Origin of the sequence: Nocardioides sp. CPCC 206348 (assembly GCF_048654705.1) — a bacterium.
Taxonomy (GTDB): Bacteria; Actinomycetota; Actinomycetes; order Propionibacteriales; family Nocardioidaceae; genus Nocardioides.
Window position 1 is genome coordinate 17,045 of the sequence record NZ_JBMCZA010000159.1, and the last position, 2,361, is coordinate 19,405.

Sequence of the window (2,361 nt, forward strand, 5' to 3'; positions counted from 1 at the left end):
CGCCGCGGACTACCTGGAGACGACGGTGATCGGCTTCGTCGACGCAGCGCTGGCGGCGCAGAACACCCTGCTCGCCGCCGAGTCCCTCGGACTCGGTGGCGTCTTCGTCGGTGCGCTGCGGAACCGGCCGGCCGACGTGGCCGCAGAGCTCAACCTCCCGGACCACACCTTCGCTGCCTTCGGGCTCGCCCTCGGCCGACCGGATCCGGAAGAGCAGGCGGGGGTCAAGCCGCGGTTGCCCCAGCAGGCCGTCCTGCACCACGAGCAGTACGACGCCGACCTGGCCGACGAGCAGATCGATACCTACGACGACCGGCTCGCTGCCTACAACCATCGCTTCGGCCTGACGGGTCGCTGGACCGACCGGGTGCTGTCACGCCTGGCCGGACCCCAGTCCATGGCGGGTCGCCACGAGCTGCGGGCGCACCTCGAAGCCCGCGGGCTGCCGTCGCGCTAGCGCCAGGTGTAGACGACCTCGGGCCGTCCGCTGCCGCCGCCGTAGCGGGCATTGCGCTGGGCGAGTCCCTGGTCGGCCAGGTGCTCGAGGTACCGCCGCGCGGTGACTCGCGAGATGCCGACGGCTGCGGCCGCAGCGCTGGCCGAGAGCCCTGCGGTCGCGTCGCGGAGCGCCGAGGTCACGCCACGCAGCGTCTCGGTGCTCATGCCCTTGGGGAGTGGTGAGTTCGCGTTCGGGCGCAACGCCCCGAGCAACCGGTCGACCTCGTCCTGGACCACCTCGTCGGGTGCGTCGGCCAGCTGGGCCCGGTAGGCGGCGTACTGCTCCAGCTTGGACCGGAAGGTCGCGAAGGTGAACGGCTTGAGCAGGTAGAGCACGACGCCCTGGCCGACGGCCTGGCGCACGATCGCGGTGTCGCGGGCGGCGGTCACGGCGATCACGTCGCACTGGTGGCCCGCCGTGCGCAGGCCCGCGAGCAGGGACAAGCCGTGTCCGTCGGGGAGGTTCATGTCGAGCAGGACCAGGTCGACGGGAGTGCCGGCAGTGCGCGCCGCATCGAGGGTGCGTACGGCGTCCCGGGCCGATCGTGCGACGCCGGCGAGCTCGAAGCCGTCCAGCCGGGCGACGTACGACGCATGCGCCTCGGCGGCCAGTGCCTCGTCCTCCACGACGAGGACGCGCACGCTCATGCCGGGTCCGCCGGGTGCAGGACGACCGTGAACTCCGCGCCGCCGAGCGTGGACCGTCCGACCTCGACCGTTCCGCCGTGCCGGCGGGCGACCTGGACGACGAGGGCGAGGCCCAGGCCGCGCCCTGTTCCCGGCGCCGCCTTGGTGGTCCAGCCTCGTTCGAGCACGTGGGCCACGGCGGCGTCGTCGAGTCCCGGTCCGCTGTCGCCGACCCGGACCTCCAGGCGCGCCGGCTCGCCGGACAGCCGCACCTCGACGCGTCGCTGGTCTGCGTCGGCCACGGCGTCGAAGGCGTTGTCGACCAGGTTGCCGAGCAGGGTCACCAGGTCGCGGGGCGGGATGCCCGAACCGGCGGGGACCTCGCCCGCGATGACGAACTCGATGCCCTGCTCGGCGGCCTCGGCCGACTTGCCGAGCAGCAGCGCAGCGACCACCGGGTCGTCGACGGCGGCGACCACCTGGTCGGCGAGGACCTGCGCCACCTGGAGCTCTGCGGTCGCGAACTCCACGGCCTCGTCGCTGCGTCCGAGCTCGATGAGCGACACGACGGTGTGGAGCCGGTTCGCGGACTCGTGGTTCTGGGAGCGGAGCGACTCGGTCAACCGGCGGACGATCTCGAGCTCGCCGGTGACCGAGCGCAGCTCGGTGTGGTCACGCAGCGTCACCACCGAGCCGACGTCCTTTCCGTCCCATCGGGCGGGAGCCGAGGAGACCACGAGGATGCGTTCGCCGGCGAGGTAGAGCTCGTCGGCCTCGGCGGTCTCGCCGCGCGCGGCAGCGACGAGACCGGGAGCCAGTCCGAGGTCGGCCACGGCCCGGCCGATCACGTCGTCGGGCAGGGCGAGCAGCCGACGGGCTTCGTCGTTGACCAGCTGGACCCGGCCGTCGCCGTCGAGGAGCAGCAGGCCCTCGCGCACGGAGTGGAGGACGGCCGAGTAGTACTCGTACATCCGGGCCAGCTCCTTCTCGCCGAGCCCGTGGGTGATCCGGCGCAGCCGCCGTCCGAGCAGGGCGGCGCCGAGGATTCCGGCGAGCAGCACCGCGCCGGCCCAGAGCACGATCGCCGTGATGTCGCGGCGCAGCCCACGATTGATGTCGCTGACCGTGATGCCGACCGAGACGTAGGCGACGACGCGGTCGCCGTTCATGACGGGCACCACGGACCGCACGGACGGACCGAGGCTTCCCGCGTACTCCTGCGTGAAGACGTCGCCC

General features: G+C 72.8%; 3 protein-coding genes. 1 reads left to right on the forward strand and 2 read right to left on the reverse strand.

Annotation, left to right across the window (positions count from 1 at the left end; translation table 11 throughout):
- A partial coding sequence (locus ACOADB_RS11605) for a nitroreductase family protein (protein ID WP_378598365.1) occupies nt 1-457 on the forward strand: 457 nt, incomplete at its 5' end.
- On the opposite strand, the gene ACOADB_RS11610 is transcribed toward ACOADB_RS11605, so the two are convergent.
- Complete coding sequence (locus tag ACOADB_RS11610) at nt 454-1,146, reverse strand: response regulator (RefSeq protein ID WP_378598367.1); 693 nt, start codon at nt 1,144-1,146, stop codon at nt 454-456. The genes ACOADB_RS11605 and ACOADB_RS11610 overlap by 4 nt on opposite strands.
- The coding region (locus ACOADB_RS11615) for a sensor histidine kinase (RefSeq protein WP_378598369.1) at nt 1,143-2,361 on the reverse strand (1,219 nt) is incomplete at its 5' end. The genes ACOADB_RS11615 and ACOADB_RS11610, both read right to left, overlap by 4 nt.

Bases quoted from the DNA above. Each gene is read 5' to 3' on its own strand.
- ACOADB_RS11610 (WP_378598367.1), bottom strand. From the start codon at position 1,146: ATGAGCGTGCGCGTCCTCGTCGTGGAGGACGAGGCACTGGCCGCCGAG.